At 66.8% G+C, this 16,437-nt stretch carries 12 protein-coding genes; 9 read left to right on the forward strand and 3 right to left on the reverse strand.

What is annotated here, in order from left to right; all coding sequences use genetic code 11:
* The first annotated feature begins 366 nt into the window (after window positions 1–366).
* Window positions 367–2,367 (forward strand): glucans biosynthesis glucosyltransferase MdoH, encoded by a 2,001-nt coding sequence (gene mdoH / locus ACSQ89_RS24685; RefSeq protein WP_436293606.1) that lies wholly within the window; start codon window positions 367–369, stop codon window positions 2,365–2,367.
* A 53-nt stretch (window positions 2,368–2,420) separates the two neighbouring features.
* On the opposite strand, the gene ffh is transcribed toward mdoH, so the two are convergent.
* The gene (gene ffh / locus ACSQ89_RS24690; RefSeq protein ID WP_093104068.1) at window positions 2,421–3,803 is read right to left on the reverse strand and encodes a signal recognition particle protein; all 1,383 of its coding nucleotides are present in this window, start codon (window positions 3,801–3,803) and stop codon (window positions 2,421–2,423) included.
* Window positions 3,804–3,883: 80 nt separating this feature from the next.
* Here ffh and ACSQ89_RS24695 point away from each other — a divergent pair, with 80 nt between their 5' ends.
* From ACSQ89_RS24695 to ACSQ89_RS24730, 8 genes are all read left to right on the forward strand, one after another.
* Window positions 3,884–4,693: a cytochrome C assembly family protein gene (locus ACSQ89_RS24695; protein ID WP_436293607.1), complete on the forward strand. Its 810-nt coding sequence runs from the start codon at window positions 3,884–3,886 to the stop codon at window positions 4,691–4,693.
* A complete protein-coding gene (locus ACSQ89_RS24700) occupies window positions 4,690–4,932 on the forward strand; it encodes a PP0621 family protein (RefSeq protein ID WP_436293608.1) in 243 nt (80 codons plus the stop codon). Before ACSQ89_RS24695 ends, ACSQ89_RS24700 begins: the two co-directional genes overlap by 4 nt.
* A 12-nt stretch (window positions 4,933–4,944) precedes the next feature.
* Complete coding sequence (locus tag ACSQ89_RS24705) at window positions 4,945–6,636, forward strand: two-component system sensor histidine kinase NtrB (RefSeq protein WP_436293610.1); 1,692 nt, start codon at window positions 4,945–4,947, stop codon at window positions 6,634–6,636.
* A 4-nt stretch (window positions 6,637–6,640) separates the two neighbouring features.
* Entirely contained in the window at window positions 6,641–8,161 is a 1,521-nt protein-coding gene (locus tag ACSQ89_RS24710; protein WP_436293611.1) for a sigma-54-dependent transcriptional regulator, read from the forward strand.
* Window positions 8,148–8,744 (forward strand): 1,6-anhydro-N-acetylmuramyl-L-alanine amidase AmpD, encoded by a 597-nt coding sequence (ampD, locus tag ACSQ89_RS24715; protein WP_093104180.1) that lies wholly within the window; start codon window positions 8,148–8,150, stop codon window positions 8,742–8,744. Before ACSQ89_RS24710 ends, ampD begins: the two co-directional genes overlap by 14 nt.
* 349 nt (window positions 8,745–9,093) lie before the next feature.
* On the forward strand, window positions 9,094–12,021 hold the full coding sequence (locus tag ACSQ89_RS24720) for a ribonucleoside-diphosphate reductase subunit alpha (protein WP_093104061.1): 2,928 nt from the start codon (window positions 9,094–9,096) through the stop codon (window positions 12,019–12,021).
* Between the two features lie 150 nt (window positions 12,022–12,171).
* On the forward strand, window positions 12,172–13,398 hold the full coding sequence (locus ACSQ89_RS24725) for a ribonucleotide-diphosphate reductase subunit beta (RefSeq protein WP_436293612.1): 1,227 nt from the start codon (window positions 12,172–12,174) through the stop codon (window positions 13,396–13,398).
* Between the two features lie 193 nt (window positions 13,399–13,591).
* Complete coding sequence (locus ACSQ89_RS24730; protein ID WP_093104058.1) at window positions 13,592–14,071, forward strand: histone H1-like DNA-binding protein; 480 nt, start codon at window positions 13,592–13,594, stop codon at window positions 14,069–14,071.
* 103 nt (window positions 14,072–14,174) lie between these two features.
* On the opposite strand, the gene ACSQ89_RS24735 is transcribed toward ACSQ89_RS24730, so the two are convergent.
* Together ACSQ89_RS24735 and ACSQ89_RS24740 are read right to left on the reverse strand one after the other, a co-directional pair.
* Complete coding sequence (locus ACSQ89_RS24735; protein WP_093104056.1) at window positions 14,175–15,077, reverse strand: carbohydrate kinase family protein; 903 nt, start codon at window positions 15,075–15,077, stop codon at window positions 14,175–14,177.
* Between the two features lie 43 nt (window positions 15,078–15,120).
* A complete protein-coding gene (locus ACSQ89_RS24740; protein WP_436293613.1) occupies window positions 15,121–16,428 on the reverse strand; it encodes a zinc-ribbon and DUF3426 domain-containing protein in 1,308 nt (435 codons plus the stop codon).
* Window positions 16,429–16,437 lie beyond the last annotated feature (9 nt).

Below are 16,437 nucleotides of genomic sequence, written 5' to 3' on the forward strand. Positions count from 1 at the left end.
GTGCGACTCCAGAGCTTGTCGGGATTCGGCGACAAATTCGGGGGTTTTGGAGCCCTCGCGGGGTTCACGGTCAGTCGAAAGGCCACCGAAGCGATCTAAGCGCTTGATCTGAAAGCGTTTTTCCATGCTGGCACAGGGTTTGCCCCTGTAGAGGCATGACAGCACACAACAGCCCATCTTTCGCACTGCGTCCGCAGCGCGACGGCCTGCGTCAAAAGCAGTTTTCCCTCTCGCGGCCCCGTGCCGCGGGTCATTCAGCGGCCGCGCTGGCAAACGCCGGCGGTGCCGCACCGGACTGCGTGTTCAAGCGCTTTCCGGCAATTGGCGACACGCCATCCGTCCAGAAGCAACGGTGGTGAGTCGCATATGAAGCCCAACGATTTCTCCCAACTGAAAGTGCTGACGGCCGCGGATTTTTCGCACCGCAGCCCGATCCGCGAAGAGCGCCATCCCAATTCGGTGACGGCGCCCCCGATCAACCGCGGTTCGATGGCGCCCCGCCCCTGGCGCGGCTTCTGGAACAGCATCGGCACGGCCCTCCTGGTCAAGCTCGGCGCCGGCAGCGCAGCCCAGGCGGCGCGCGGCGCGGCGCCGGCCCGGGCGGCCAAGCAGCCCTGGCAGCGTGCCGCCACGCAGCGGCGCCTGGCCTTCATGGCGCTCACCGTCTTCAGCACGCTGATCGCCTCGACGCTGTTCGCCCGCGTGCAGCCCGACTACGACAATCTCTGGCTCGAGTACAGCCAGATCGCCCTCTACGGCCTGCTCTCGGGCTGGGTCGTGACCGGTTTCGTGACCGCGCTGATGGGCTTCTACGTCTCTGTGCGCGGCGACAAGCACGCGCTCTCGGCCAAGCAGGTGGCCGACCACCCGATGAATCCGGAAGCGCGCACGGCGATCATCATGCCGATCTGCAACGAGGACGTGGCCACGGTGTTCGCCGGCCTGCGCGCGACCTGCGAATCGGTGGCCGCGACCGGCCATGCGCGGCAGTTCGACGTGTTCGTGCTGTCCGACAGCTACACGCCCGAGGTTGCCGCCGCCGAACGCGCCGCCTGGGAAGAGCTGCGCGCCGCGCTGGCCGAGAGCCCGAACCAGCCGCAGGTCGAGGTCTACTACCGCCTGCGCAAGCGCCGCACCCATCGCAAGGCCGGCAACGTGGCCGACTTCTGCCGCCGCTGGGGCAAGGACTACCGCTACATGGTGGTCCTCGATGCCGACAGCGTGATGAGCGGCGACTGCCTGACCTCGATGGTCAAGCTGATGGAAGCCAACCCGACGGCCGGCATCATCCAGACCGCGACGCAGGCCATCGGCCACGTCACGCTGCATGCCCGCGCCCAGCAGTTCGCATCGCGCATGACGGGCCGGCTGTTCACGCTCGGCATGCAGTTCTGGCAGCTCGGCGAATCGCACTACTGGGGCCACAACGCGATCATCCGCGTCGAACCCTTCATGGAACACTGCGCGCTGGCACCGATCAAGGGCACCGGCGGCATGTCGGGCGGCATCATGTCGCACGACTTCGTCGAGGCCGCGCTGATGCGCCGCGCCGGCTACCACGTGTGGCTGGTGGCCGACCTGGTCGGCAGCTACGAGCAGCAGCCGCCGGACCTCCTGGCCGAACTGCAGCGCGACCGCCGCTGGTGCCAGGGCAACCTGCAGAACGCGCGCCTGATGGCCGAACCGGGCCTGCATTCCGTGCACCGCGCGATGTTCGTCACCGGCACCATGGCCTATGTCTCGGCACCGCTGTGGCTCGCCTTCCTGACGCTGGGCACGGCCCTGTGGCTCACCGGCTCCAGCGTGGTCGCCCACTGGCTGGTGATGCCGATGGAACTGGCCGGCCTCTGGCTGTGGACGCTGTGCCTCTTGTTCCTGCCCCGCATCCTGGGCATCGCGGCCGTGCTGATGCGCGGTGAGCAGCGCCAGTACGGCGGCATCGGCAGCTTGCTCAAGAGCGCCGCGCTCGAAAGCGCGCTGGCCATCGTGCAAGCGCCGGTCCGCATGCTGGCCCACTCGCTGTTCGTGATCGTGGCGCTCACCGGCCTCAAGCTGGACTGGAAGTCGCCTCCGCGCGAAGCGGCCGCTGTGCCGTGGCGCATCGCCGCCGCCCAGCTGGCGCCAATGACCCTGGTGATCGCGGCGCTGGCGGTCGGTATCGCGCTGATCGACGCCGGTGCGCTGGCCTGGCTGATGCCGGTCGGCCTGCCGCTGCTGCTGGCGATCCCGCTGACCGTGCTGACCAGCCAGATTGCACTGGGCAACTCGCTGCGCGATCGGGGCTTCCTGCTGATTCCCGAAGAGTCGCGCTCGCCGGCCGTGTTGCGCAGGGCGTGGATGCATGCAGTGAGGCTGGCACGCGTGTGACGCGCTGATCTCGCCATAAAAAAGCCCGCTGTCAGCGGGCTTTTTTATTGCGGTCAGAAGCGCGGCATCCCGCCTCCGCCCATTCCGGGCATCCCCTTCATGCCGCCCATACGCTTCATCATCTTCATGAGGCCGCCGCCCTTCATCTTCTTCATCATCCCTTGCATCTGCTCGAACTCGTTGAGCAGCCGGTTCACTTCCTGAACCTGCACACCGGCGCCGGCCGCGATGCGGCGCTTGCGCGTGGCCTTGAGCAGCTCGGGTTTGCGCCGTTCCAGCGGCGTCATGCTGTTGATGATCCCTTCCTTGCGCCGGATGTCGCGCTCGGCGCGCGTCATGTCGGCCTCGGTGGCCTTGGCCGCCATCTGCGCGGGCAGCTTGTCCATGATGCTGGAGAGGCCACCCATCTGCTTCATCTGCTGCAGCTGGCCGAGGAAGTCGTTGAGATCGAAGCCGGCGCCGCTCTTGACCTTGGCCGCCAGCTTCTGCGCGGCCGCGACGTCGACGCCGGCCGTGACCTGCTCGACCAGCGCGACGATGTCGCCCATGCCGAGGATGCGTCCGGCATGGCGCTCGGCATCGAACACCTCCAGCCCGTCGATCTTCTCGCTGACACCGGCGAACTTGATCGGCACGCCCGTCACCTGCCGCACCGACAGCGCCGCGCCGCCGCGCGAATCGCCGTCGGTCTTGGTCAGGATGATGCCGGTCAGCGGCAGCGCTTCCTTGAAGGCCTTGGCCGTATTGATCGCATCCTGGCCTTGCATCGCATCGACCACGAACAGGGTTTCGACCGGGTTCAGTGCGGTGTGCAGCTGCTGGATCTCGGTCATCAGCACCTCGTCGATCGCGAGACGGCCGGCCGTGTCGACCAGCAGCACGTCGAAGAAATGGCGCTTGGCATGGTCGAGCGCGGCGCGTGCGATGTCGAGCGGCTTCTGGTCGGGCGTGCTCGGGAACCATTCGGCCCCGGCCTGCTTCGTGACCGTCTTGAGCTGCTCGATGGCCGCCGGACGGTAGACGTCGCCCGACACGGTCAGCACCTTCTTCTTGCGCTTTTCGATCAGGTGCTTGGCCAGTTTGGCGGTGGTGGTGGTCTTGCCGGCGCCCTGCAGGCCAGCCATCAGGATCACGGCCGGCGGCTGGGCCACCAGGTTGATGTCGGCCACGCCTTCGCCCATGGTCGCGGCGAGTTCGCGGTTGACGATGCCGACCAGCGCCTGGCCGGGTTTCAGCGAGCCGAGCACCTCCTGGCCAAGCGCTTTTTCTTTCACGCGGGCGACGAAATCGCGCACCACGGGCAGGGCGACGTCGGCTTCGAGCAAGGCCATTCGCACTTCACGCAGCATGTCCTGCACATTGCTTTCGGTGATGCGGGCCTGGCCGCTGACCTGCTTGACGAGGCGGGAGAATTTTTCGGTGAGGGCGGTGGCCATGGTGCTTCCCGCTCGGCGGGACCGGTATATAGACGGGAGCGAGAGGCGTCTCGCCAAGGCGAGACGCTAAACTCCGACCGATGATTTTAGCGATCCCCTCCCCACTCGGCGTGGCGCTGGGCATCGCCACCGCCGCCGCCTATGGCACGACCGCCGCTGCCTCTTCCTGGCTGGGCCGCCCCTCCATGCAATGGCTGCTCGGGCTGGCCTGGCTGCTGCACGCCTGCGCACTGGGCGTCGGGCTGGTCGGCGGCGATCCGCGCTTCGGCTTCGCGCCGGCGCTGTCGGTCACGGCCTGGCTGGTGCTGACGGTCTACGCGATCGAAAGCCGCATGTACCCGCAGCTCAAGGTGCGGCGCGTGCTTGCGGCGCTGGGCGCGGCGGCGGTGCTGCTCGCCGTGCTGTTCCCCGGCACGCCGCTGCATGTGTCGGCCTCGCCCTGGCTGCCTCTGCACCTGGCGCTCGGCATCGCCTCATACGGCCTGTTCGCCGCGGCGGTGGTGCATGCCTGGCTCATGACCCGTGCCGAAAAGCAGATCCGGCTCGCGGCCGAGCCGCAGGGCGGTGTGCCGCTCCTGACGATGGAGCGCCTCACCTTCCGCTTCGTCACCGCCGGCTTCGTGCTGCTGTCGGCCACGCTGCTCGCCGGCCTGCTGTTCAGCGAGACGCTGTACGGCGCCAGTGCGCGGGCCTGGAAATGGGACCACAAGACCGTGTTCTCGGTGCTGGCCTGGCTCAGTTTCGCGGTGCTGCTGATCGGGCGCGCTCGCTTCGGCTGGCGCGGCCGCACGGCCCGGCGCGTGCTCTACGCGGGCTCCGCCCTGCTGCTCCTGGCCTACGTCGGATCGCGCTTCGTGCTCGAAGTGGTGCTGGCGCGCGCGACACCATGAAATACCTGCTCGTCCTCGCCGTGGTCTTCGTGGCGATCTGGCTCTGGCGCAAGAATCGGCGCGACGAGATGCGCTCGCGCCCGCCGCCGCCGCCGCCCGCCACGCCGGCCGTCGGGGCGCCGCAGGCCATGGTGCGTTGCGCCCATTGCGGGCTGCATCTGCCGGCAGCGGATGCCATCAGCGGACCCGACGGCGCGGTGTATTGCAGCGCTGCGCACCGCCAGGCGGCTGCGCACTGAGGCGCATTGCCGATGAGCACTTTCCTCTGGTCGCGTGGCGAGCCGGCGACGGACTGGAGCCTGCTCGATCAGTTCGGCCGCGAAAGCTCGGCGCTGCTGCGCCTGTGGCGCGGTTTCATGACCGCGCGCTGCTTCGTCGCCGTCGTGCTGCTGCTGTTGCAGGCGGTGACCTTCGCGCTCGGGCAGCCGCTGGAGCCGGCGGCGATCGCGCTGTCCGTCGGCTACCTGGGGGCGGCCTTGCTGGCGGCACGCTATGCGCTCTTCCAGCTGCCGGTGCGCGGCTTCGGCGCCGCCTGGCTTTCGACCATCGGCATCGACCTGATCACCTTCACCGCGCTGCAACTGCTGCAGATCGGCAGCATCAACTACACGCCGCTCTTTGCCTTGCCGGTGCTGATGGGCGCGGTGCTGGGCTCGGGCATGGTGGGCCTGGGCACCACCGCGGCCGTCACGCTGCTGCTGCTGGTGCATGCGGGCTGGTACTGGCTGCAGCAGCCGGGCGACGCATCGCCGCGTTTCGTGCAGGCGGCGCTGACCGGCACCGGCCTGTTCGTGGTGGCGCTGCTCGCGCACGAGCTGGCGCGGCGGCTCACGCGCGAAGAAGCGCTGGCGCAGCGCAATCGAAGCACCGCCCAGATGCACGCGCTGGTGAACGACCTCGTGATCGAGACCCTCAGCGAAGGCGTGCTCGTGATCGACGAGCGAGGGCAGGTGCATGCCGCCAACCCCGCCGCCAACGCGATTCTCGGGCAAGGGCTGGCAGAACTCGCACTGCCCTTCGCGCTGAGCACCTATCCGGCCTGGGCCGCCCTGGCCGCGATTGCGCGCCAGACCTTCGCGCGGCGCACGCCGCAATCGAAGGAAATTCCGGTCGCGCAGGCGCAGGGCGCGCCGCGCGAAGTGCGGGTCCGCACGCGGCTCACGCCGGGCACCGACCGCCACACCGAGAGCCTGTGCGTGATGTTCCTGCAGGACCTGCGCGAGCTCCAGGCGCGCATCCGCACCGAGAAGCTGGCGGCCATGGGCCGCATGTCGGCGGCCGTCGCGCACGAGATCCGCAACCCGCTGGCCGCCATCACCCAGGCCAGCGCGCTGCTGGGCGAGGACCTGGTCGACCCGGCGCACCGCCAATTGACGACGATGGTGCAGCAGAACGCACAGCGGCTCTCGCGCATCGTCGACGAAGTGCTCGATGTCGCGCGGGCCCGCCAGCAGCGGGTGCTGCCGCTGGGCGAACAGCTGGCCCTCGATTCGACCGTGCGCACGCTCGCCGAGGAGTGGGTGCGGCACTCGCAGCGCCAGGGCGTGCTGCTGGTTCTCGAAGCGGCCGGCAGCGTGGTGCGCTTCGACATCGAACATCTGCGGCGCATCCTCGTGAACCTGCTCGACAACGCCGCGCGCTATGCCGGCGATCGCGAAGGCTCGATCCAGGTGACGACGCGCCAGAACGCGGCCGGCCGCGCCAGCCTACAGGTGTGGAGCGACGGCGCACCGCTCGAACCTGCGGTGCAGCGCCATCTGTTCGAGCCCTTCTTCTCCTCCGAAAGCCGCTCCAGCGGCCTCGGCCTCTTCCTCTGCCGCGAGCTGTGCGAGCGGCACGGCGCGACGATCGGCTACGAGCGCCGCGCCCTTTACGCAGCGGGGCCGGAAGGCAACGAATTCTTCGTCTCCTTCGCTGCGGGCGAGACCCGGCTGACACAATAGCGCCGTGAGCACCCCCACCTCCTCAGCACCTCGGCCCCCTGCCCAGATCCTGGTCGTCGACGACGAGCCCGACCTGCGCACGCTCTATGAACTCACGCTGCTGCGCGAGGGCTACCGGGTCGAGGCGGCCGGCAGCGTGTCGGAAGCCCGCGAGCACCTGGACGCGGGCCGCTTCGATGCCGTGATCACCGACATGCGCCTGCCCGACGGGCTCGGCATGGAGATCCTGCAGCGCATCCAGCAGGACCAGCGCAGCGAGCGCTGCGTGGTGATGACGGCCTACGGCTCGGCCGAGAACGCGGTCGAGGCCCTCAAGGCCGGCGCCTTCGACTACCTCACCAAGCCGGTGGACCTCAAGCAGTTCCGCGCCGTCGTCGCCTCTGCCGTGCAGGCCCAGGCGACGCCTGCACGGCCCATGCGCCAGGCCGACGAGGGCAGCAGCAAGGTCGCGGCGACGACCAGCAACGCCGGCTTGGCTGCGCTCGAACGGCTGGTTGGCGCGTCCGAGCCGATGCGCCTCGTCAAGTCCCGCATCGCCAAGGTGGCGCGCGGCATGGCGCCGGTGCTGGTGCGCGGCGAGTCCGGCACCGGCAAGGAACTGGTGGCGCGCGCGGTGCATGCCTGCAGCCAGCGCAGCGACGGCCCTTTCGTCGCCGTCAACTGCGGCGCGATTCCCGAGAATCTGCTCGAGGCCGAATTCTTCGGTGCGAGAAAAGGCTCCTACACCGGCTCCTCGCAGGACCGCGACGGCTACTTCCAGGCCGCACGCGGCGGTACGCTGTTCCTGGACGAGATCGGCGACCTGCCGCTTCCGATGCAATCCAAACTGCTGCGCGCGATCCAGGAGCGCAACGTGCGCCCGATCGGTTCGACACAGGAAGACGCGGTCGACGTGCGCATCGTGAGCGCCACCCACAAGGATCTGCAGGCCGAGGTGCAAGCCGGCCGCTTCCGCCAGGACCTGTTCTATCGCCTCAACGTGATCGAGATCGCGGTGCCGGCCTTGCGCGAGCGGCGCGAAGACCTGCCCGCACTCTGCGAGGCCCTGCTCGCACGCATCGCGCGCGATGCCGGCATGCCGGTGCCCGTTCTTTCGCCCGATGTGCTGCAGCGCCTCGCGGAGCATCCGCTGCACGGCAACGTGCGTGAGCTCGAAAACCTTTTGCATCGCGCCGTGGCCTTGAGCGATGGCGACGTGCTCCATCTCGATTTCGTGGGCAGCGCCAGCATGGCACTGCCTGTGGCCCCGGCGCCGGCAACTCCGGAACAGCAGCCCGCAGCCAGCACGACAGCAGCGCCCTCCGAAGCAAAGCCGGCACCCACGGTACCGAGCGACCTGCAGAGTTATCTCGACCAGCAGGAGCGCGAGATCCTCGTGCGTGCGCTGCAGGAGAGCGGCTTCAACCGGACCGCTGCCGCGGCGCGGCTCGGCCTGAGCCTCAGGCAGATTCGCTACCGGATCGCGCGCCTGGGCATCGCGACCCCCAGCGGCGACGAGGCGAATGGCAACGGTGCCGACGACTGAAGACAACGCAGGCCTCTGGCAGGCCGGCTGGTACCGCTTCGCCCGGCAACTGCGCTCGCCGAATTTCGGGCCGCGCCCCGAGGGCGCGCAGATCGATCTGATCGTGCTGCATTCGATCAGCCTGCCGCCGGGACGTTATGGCGGCGACGAGGTCCAGCAGCTTTTCACGAACCAGCTGGACTGGGATGCGCATCCCTACTTCCAGACCATCCGCGGCATCGAGGTCTCGGCCCATTTCTATGTGCGCCGCAGCGGCGAGCTGTGGCAGTTCGTGAGTTGCGACGACCGCGCCTGGCATGCCGGTCCTTCATCGTGGCGCGGCCGCGCCAACTGCAACGACGACTCGATCGGCATCGAGCTCGAAGGCCTGGAGGGCGAAGGCTTCGAGCCCGCCCAGTACGAGACCCTCGCGAGCCTTTGCCCGGCGCTCGCGCAGCGCCATGCGATCGCGTTCATCGCGGGCCATGAACATATTGCGCCGGGGCGCAAGGCGGACCCAGGCAGCGGCTTCGACTGGCGCCTGCTGCAGGAGCAACTGGGCTGGGACCGCGCGATGTTCCCCGACGTCGTCGCGGTGCGCTGAAATTTTTCAATCGCGATGCATCCCGCGATGCGCAGCGGATGCAGCGCAACAACGCCGATCGCGCAACCCCGGCGGCGCAGCAACCATGCGCCTTTCAGGCCCAAAAACGCCTGCAAGGCCCATGGACAGCGGCAGGCGCTAAGGTGGGTCAGCAACGGCGCGGCATAGCTCTTCATCTGAGAGCTCTTCGCTGTGAACTTGTTCCTTGAACCATTGGGAAAACACTACATCTAGTGGGTTGTGGACCCGCGAGACCCTAGATATAGTGTGCCCTGCCCCGTGCTTCATACCGAGCAACCGGCCACAAGCGGCACCACCGCCCCAACAAGAATTGCCAACAGAGGAACGAATGCAAACTGCCCTGAACACCCCCGCCACACCTCGCGCCGTACCCTCGACGCCGCAAAAAAACGATGTTGCAGGCTCGCCCGCCGGCAACGCGCTCGCCCACTACCAGATCATTCGCCGCAACGGCGCGGTCGTGCCCTTCGAGCCCAACAAGATCGCGATCGCGATGATGAAGGCCTTCCTCGCGGTGCACGGCACCCAGGGCGCGGCTTCCGCCAGCGTGCGCGAGACGGTCGACAACCTGACCCAGGGCGTGGTCCGCGCTATGGTGCGCTCGCGTCCGGGCGGCGGCACCTTCCACATCGAAGACGTGCAGGACCAGGTCGAACTCGGCCTGATGCGCGGCGGCCACCACGAGATCGCGCGCGCCTACGTGCTGTACCGCGAGCGCCGCTCGCAGGAACGCTCGAAGTCGGGCGAACAGGACGCGCAGATCGCCGTTTCGACGCTGCACGTGCTCGACCGCGGCGAGCGCGTCGCGCTCGACCTCAACGAACTCAAGGGCCTGATCGAATCCGCCTGCGAAGGCCTGGGCGACAGCATCACGGCCGGCCCGATCGTGGCCGAAACGATGCGCAACCTCTACGACGGCGTGCCGCTCGACGAGGTCTACAAGGCGTCGATCCTGGCGGCTCGCACGCTGATCGAGAAGGACCCCGACTACACCTTCGCCACCGCGCGCCTGCTGCTGCACACGATCTTCAAGGAGATCATCGGCCGCGAGGTGATGCCGGCCGAACGTGCCCAGGCCTACGCCGACTACTTCCCGCAGTTCGTCAAGAAGGGCGTCGACAACGAGCTGCTCGACGAGAAGCTGCTGCAGTACGACCTGAACCGCCTCGGCGCCGCGCTCAAGCCCCAGCGCGACCTGCAGTTCGACTACCTCGGCCTGCAGACCCTCTACGACCGCTACTTCCTGCACGTGCGCAAGACCCGCATCGAACTGCCGCAGGCTTTCTTCATGCGCGTGGCGATGGGGCTGGCCCTCAACGAAATCGACCGCGAAGCCCGCGCGATCGAGTTCTACGAAGTGCTGTCCTCCTTCGACTTCATGTCGAGCACGCCCACCCTGTTCAACAGCGGCACGCTGCGCTCGCAGCTCTCGAGCTGCTACCTGACCACGGTGCCCGACGACCTCGACGGCATCTACGAGTCGATCAAGGAAAACGCCCTGCTGTCCAAGTTCGCGGGCGGCCTGGGCAACGACTGGACCCGTGTGCGCGCGCTCGGCAGCCACATCAAGGGCACCAACGGCGAGTCGCAGGGCGTGGTGCCCTTCCTCAAGGTGGTGAACGACACCGCGGTGGCGGTCAACCAGGGCGGCAAGCGCAAGGGCGCGGTCTGCACCTACCTGGAAAGCTGGCACCTCGACATCGAGGAGTTCCTCGAACTGCGCAAGAACACCGGCGACGACCGCCGCCGCACGCACGACATGAACACGGCGAACTGGATTCCCGACCTGTTCATGCGCCGCGTGATGGAAAAGGGCAGCTGGACGCTGTTCTCGCCCTCCAACGTGCCCGACCTGCACGACAAGTTCGGCACCGACTTCGAGACCGCCTACGTCGCCTACGAAGAGAAGGCCGCGCGCGGCGAGATCAAGCCGAGCCGCACGGTCCAGGCCACCGATCTCTGGCGCAAGATGCTCACGATGCTGTTCGAGACCGGGCATCCGTGGATCACCTTCAAGGATGCCTGCAACGTGCGCTCGCCCCAGCAGCATGCCGGCGTGGTCCATTCGTCCAACCTGTGCACCGAGATCACGCTCAACACCAGCGACACCGAAACCGCGGTCTGCAACCTCGGCTCGGTCAACCTGCTGCAGCATCTGAAGGACGGCAAGGTCGACCAGGAAAAGCTCCAGCGCACGATCTCGACCGCGATGCGCATGCTCGACAACGTGATCGACATCAACTACTACGCGGTCAAGAAGGCGCGCGACTCCAACCTGCGCCATCGCCCGGTCGGCCTCGGCGTGATGGGTTTCCAGGACGCGCTGTACGAGCTGCGCATTCCCTACGCCTCGCAGGAAGCGGTGCAGTTCGCCGACGAGTCGATGGAAGCGATCTGCTACCACGCCTACTGGGCCTCGACCGAACTGGCGCGCGAGCGCGGCAAGTATTCGAGCTACAAGGGCTCGCTGTGGGACAAGGGAGTGCTTCCGCCGGACACGCTCGACCTGCTGGAGAAGGCGCGCGGCGGCTACGTCGACGTCGACCGCTCGTCCACGCTCGACTGGAATGCGCTGCGCCAGAAGATCAAGGCCGACGGCATGCGCAACTCCAACTGCGTCGCCATCGCGCCGACGGCGACCATCTCGAACATCATCGGCGTCGACGCCTCGATCGAGCCCTGCTTCGGCAACCTGTCGGTCAAGTCGAACCTCTCCGGCGAGTTCACCGTCATCAACCACTACCTGGTGCGAGACCTCAAGCGCCTGGGCCTGTGGGACGACGTGATGGTGATGGACCTCAAACACTTCGACGGCTCGCTGCGCCCGATCGACCGCGTACCGCAGGACGTCAAGGCGCTCTATGCCACCGCGTTCGAGGTCGAAACCACCTGGCTGGTGGAAGCCGCCGCGCGTCGCCAGAAGTGGATCGACCAGGCGCAGTCGCTCAACATCTACATGGCCGGCGCGTCGGGCAAGAAGCTCGACGACACCTACAAGCTCGCGTGGCTGCGCGGCCTGAAGACCACTTACTACCTGCGCACGCAGAGCGCGACGCACGCCGAGAAATCGACGGTGCAATCGGGCCGGCTCAACGCGGTGTCCTCGGGAAGCAATGGCAGTGGCGACGCATCTTCGTCGGGCATGAGTGCGCTCGAAGCGGCTGCGCTCGCAGCGCAAGCGCAGCTGAGTGCGATGCCGGCGACCGATATCGCGTTCTGCGGCGTCGACGATCCGACGTGCGAAGCGTGCCAGTGATGTCAGCGTGAAGTTGCCGTGATTCGCGGCATCGCCTGACAAATGGCGATGCATGCGAACAACATAACGGCAACATAATTGGAGCGCGATGTGAAGCAGCACTTTGCAACTCACATCGTTGCTCACATAATTTGAGCATTGGATTTTTCTATGTTGACCTGGGACGAAGAAGTCAAGCCCTCCTTGCCAAAGGATCTGCAACAAGGATTGCGGCACTCATCAAACAACGACGCGACCGTCGGTCGCTCGTCGGAGTTCCCGACTTCGCAAATTGCGCCTATCGCCCCGACTTTCCGCGCACTCGATGATGGCGCCGCACTGCGGCCTGCTCCGGCTTCCATGCCGCAAGCGCAGGCCGCGCGCCGCGTGAAGGCCGCCGACAAGCGCATCATCAACGGCCAGACCGACGTCAACCAGTTGGTTCCGTTCAAGTACAAGTGGGCCTGGGAGAAGTACCTCGCCACCTGCGCCAATCACTGGATGCCGCAGGAAGTGAACATGACGCGCGACATCGCGCTCTGGAAAGACCCGAACGGCCTGACCGAAGACGAGCGCCGCATCGTCAAGCGCAACCTCGGCTTCTTCGTGACCGCCGATTCGCTGGCCGCCAACAACATCGTGCTGGGCACCTACCGCCACATCACGGCCCCCGAGTGCCGCCAGTTCCTGCTGCGCCAGGCCTTCGAGGAAGCGATCCACACGCACGCCTACCAGTACATCGTCGAGTCGCTCGGCCTGGATGAGAGCGAGATCTTCAATGCCTACAACGAGGTGCCGTCGATCCGCGAGAAGGACCAGTTCCTGATCCCCTTCATCGAAGCCATCAGCGACCCGCACTTCCACACCGGCACGCACGAGAACGACCAGACCCTGCTCAAGTCGCTGATCGTCTTCGCCTGCCTGATGGAGGGGCTGTTCTTCTACGTCGGCTTCACCCAGATCCTCGCGCTGGGCCGCCAGAACAAGATGACCGGCGCCGCGGAGCAGTACCAGTACATCCTGCGCGACGAGTCGATGCACTGCAACTTCGGCATCGACCTGATCAACCAGCTGAAACTCGAGAACCCACACCTCTGGACCGCAGAGTTCAAGGCCGAGATCAAGGCCCTCTTCCTGAAGGCCGTCGAGCTCGAGTACCGATACGCCGAAGACACCATGCCTCGCGGCGTGCTCGGCATGAATGCCTCCATGTTCAAGGGCTACCTGCGCTACATCGCCAACCGGCGCGCGCAGCAGATCGGCCTGGAAACGCTCTTCCCGAACGAGGAAAACCCGTTCCCCTGGATGAGCGAAATGATTGACCTGAAGAAGGAGCGCAACTTCTTCGAAACCCGCGTGATCGAGTATCAGTCGGGTGGTGCGCTCTCCTGGGATTGAATCGTTCCGACAAATAAAGTGAGTTCAAGAATTGCTTTCGCCGGCTACACGCACCGAAGAGTGCGGCGGTGAAAAGCTCAGGTGTTCATGGTGCTGGGGCTTGCTCCAACGCCATGAATCGCTTCACGCTACCAACATGCGTGGAGTGCTTCAAAAGGTTGATTTTTTCAACTTGATCAAGGAGAAAATAGAAATGGCAACTGCAAAGAAAGCGCCGGCCAAGAAAGCCGCTGCAAAGAAGGCTCCGGCTAAGAAGGTCGCCGCCAAGAAGGCACCGGCCAAGAAGGTCGTAGCGAAGAAGGCTCCTGCGAAGAAGGTAGCAGCCAAGAAGGCACCGGCGAAGAAGGCCGCTGCGAAGAAGGCTCCTGCCAAGAAGGTAGCAGCGAAGAAGGCGCCGGCGAAGAAGGCCGCCGCGAAGAAGGCTCCTGCGAAGAAGGCAGCAGCCAAGAAGGCGCCGGCGAAGAAGGCCGCCGCGAAAAAGGCGCCTGCCAAGAAAGCGCCTGCGAAAAAGGCTGCAGCCAAGAAGCCTGCTGCCAAGAAAGCAGCGAAAAAGCCTGCTGCCAAGAAGGCCGCGAAAGCGCCCGCCAAGGCAGCCGTAGCGCCTGCTCCTGCAGCGCAAACGACGCTGAACCCCCAGGCAGCCTGGCCGTTTCCGACGGCCAGCAAGCCCTGAGTCGTTCAGCGGCCTTGAAGGCACAAAGCCCGGCACCGCAAGGTGCTGGGCTTTTTTATGGTTGGCCCGGCACCGAAGACAGGTGCTGGGCTTTTTTATGGGCTCAGAGGCCGAGCGCCTTCCGATCCACCTGGTAATTCTGCGGCCCGCGTTGCGCGATCTTGAGCGCGCCGATGCGGTTGCCCAACGCAGCGCAACGCGCGAGCGGCCAGCCCTGCTCCAGCCCGAACAGCAGCGCGCCGCGCCATGCATCGCCGCAACCCGTCGGCTCGACCACGGCCGTCGGCTTCACGCCGGGCACGTGCTCGCGCTCGCCTTCGGTCCACACTTCGCAGCCTTCGGCGGCCAGCGTCACGACCAGTCCGCGCACACGCTTCGAGATCTCAGCAAGGCTCCAGCCCGTGCGCTGCGAGAGCATCTTTCCCTCGTAGTCGTTGACCACCACCCAGCTGGCCAAGTCGACGAAATGCGCGAGTTCCTTGCCGTCGAACATCGGCAGGCCCTGGCCGGGATCGAACACGAAAGGGATGTCCGCAGCCTTGAGCTGCTCGGCATGCTGCAGCATCGCCTCGCGGCCGTCGGGCGCGATGATGCCGAGCCGGATGTCCTCGCGCGCCGCGATGCGCGTGATGTGCGCCTGCTGCATCGCGCCCGGGTGGAAGGCCGTGATCTGGTTGTTGTCGCGGTCGTTCATGATCATGGCCTGCGCGGTGAAGCTGTCGTCCACCTGCCGCACGAACTCGGTGCTGATGCCCAGCGTTCGCAGCCGCTCCAGGTAGTCGACGCCGTCGCTGCCGACCGTCGCCATCGGCAGTGCGGTGCCACCTAGCGCGTTGAGGCTGTAGGCGATGTTGCCCGCACAACCACCGAAGTCGCGCCTGAGGCCGGGCACGAGAAAGGACACGTTGAGGATGTGCAACTGGTCCGGAAGGATCTGATCGGCGAACCGTCCCTCGAAAGTCATGATGGTGTCGAACGCGAGGGAACCGCAAATCACTGCTGCCATGGATGAACCGTTGGTTGATTGAAAAAAGAAAAGAGCGCGCGACTCAAGGATAGAAGGCCAGCACCCGGTAGCCTGCGATCGGCGCCAGTGCCGCGGCCTCGGGCCCGGTCAGCGCCAGCGGCAACGACGCCGCGCGCTCGGCACGGGCCGGCAGGACGGGCGGCGCGCCGAACTCGGCCGGCATGAGCACGCGCCGGATCACGGCACGCTCCTGCATGTCGAGCAAGGACAACTCGACCGCGGGCATCGCGAGCGGCACGGTGGCGGCATTGCGCAAGGTGAAGCTGAGGCGGTAGGCATCGCCGCTTTTCTCGCGCGCGAAGGAGGCGCCATCGATCGTGATGTCGCCGATCTGGCGCAGCGCCGAGAGCTCGCAGCCCGTCAGGCTGCACAGCGCCGCGAGCGCGGGACGCAGCCCCGGCTGGCGAGCGGCGATGAGGTCGCGCTCCTGATGCAATACCTGCATGAGCAGAAGAAGCGCAGCCAGCACGGCCACGACGATCAGGGAGCGCCGCACCGCTGGCCGCTGCCAGAATGCCGATCCCTCGGCGGCGGCGCCCAAAAACCGAGGGCTGCGCCGAGCGAGCTCGATAGCAGGCTCAGGCTCGCTGGCGGCCAGCACCACGGGCGCCGATTCGCGCGCCGCCCGCTCTTCTCCGCGCGCCTTCGCCCTGGCGATCTTGGCGGACTTGGCACGCGCACGGCGCAGCGCCTTCTGCAGTTGCGCGTTGCCGGTGTCTTCTTCAGCCGCCGGCGGAGGTGGCGGCGACGGCCGTGGCGGTGGCGGCTCGCGGCCGATGGGCGGGGCGGCCGGCAGGTTCAGATCGATGTTCGGGAATGGCGGAAGCGAGGGATAAGGCGGAATCACTTGCGCTTCGGCTGCACGCATCGGCTGCGAGCGCTGGGGCCAGGGCTCGTCCGCAACGACGCCGACAGCGAACGACAGCGGATCGGATGGCGCCGAGGTCTTGGACGCAGGCGGCGGCGGCGGCACGGCGACGGGCGGCTCGGCGACCGGTGGTTCGATCTCTTGTTCGTCGTCGAGGAAGTCCGCCTCCTCGAGGTTGCGCACGGGTTCCTCGTGCGCGGGCCACTCTGCCACTTCGTCCAGCTCAGTTTCGATCGGCGGATCGGCGTCGGGCGGCACGCTGCTGGTGCCTTCGTCGGGCGCTGACGTCGGTGCGACTGCCGCGGGTCCAGGCGCCGAATCGGGCGCTTCACGCAGATCGACGGTCGCGTCGAACACCTCGCTGCACCGGCCGCAGCGCACCCACCCGTCGGAGATGCGAAGCTGGTCCCTCACCACCTTGAAAGTGGTGGCGCAGGCGGGGCAGCGAGTGACCAGGCTCATGAGGCGCCG

The organism is Variovorax sp. LjRoot175 (assembly GCF_964253805.1).
Taxonomy (GTDB): Bacteria; Pseudomonadota; Gammaproteobacteria; order Burkholderiales; family Burkholderiaceae_C; genus Variovorax.